A 712-nucleotide genomic window follows, 5' to 3' on the forward strand; every position below is an offset into this window, starting at 1 on the left:
GCAGGATATGTCGCGCTGTCGAGCGATGACATTTCGATCATGCTCAGCGTGGGCCCGCCCCATGAAGGCAACGAGGTGCAATACTTCGCCAAGCGCGGTCCCGCATCCGGTCAGAAACTGCGCTTTGCCCCCATGCGCGATTTCGTCCGGCGTACCCGCTTTGCCGCCCGCATCCGTCGCGATCTGCGCCTCGATGCCATCGTGGGGTCGCCCGCGCCCTTCGAGACAACGGCGCCGATCAGCGCGAAGCCATCGCCGCTTAGGGAGACATCCCATGCTCCCCACACAACAGGTTGCCGATCAGGTTCGCACCGACGTCGCACGGATCGAATGCTTCGTGCAGCGCCGGGAGACCTTCCTTGATACACTGGACTAAATAATGCTCACTTGTGAACAGGTCCATTAAGCTGCCATGCTGGGCTTCATGCTGGAAGATGACCTTGCCGAAGCCCCCCAGCGGGTTTCCATGGTTGAAAGCCTCGCCGCGATGGGGCTTCCTCTTGTCCCCACCTTCATCCGCTACAATCCGTTCCCGCGCCCTTGGCACGCGGAATGGCTGGCATTGGTGAACTGACCGGAGATCCATCATCATGAGCCGATACAGTTTCCCCGGGCAGGGCGTCGCGAGCAGCGTCGCCATCGGATACGACCGGCCCCTGTCGACATTTTTCGTGCAGGTCATGCAGCCACATCCCCGCATCGAGGGCGAGGA

The 712-nt window shown here is 61.5% G+C and carries 1 protein-coding gene; it reads left to right on the top strand.

The features are described 5' to 3' along the window. The first annotated feature begins 412 nt into the window (after window positions 1–412). Window positions 413–574, top strand: a complete 162-nt coding sequence (locus LH128_RS34905) for a hypothetical protein (RefSeq protein ID WP_327195328.1) — start codon at window positions 413–415, stop codon at window positions 572–574. Window positions 575–712: the final 138 nt, after the last annotated feature.

This window comes from Sphingomonas sp. LH128 (assembly GCF_000293195.2).
Classification (GTDB): domain Bacteria; phylum Pseudomonadota; class Alphaproteobacteria; order Sphingomonadales; family Sphingomonadaceae; genus Novosphingobium; species Novosphingobium resinovorum_A.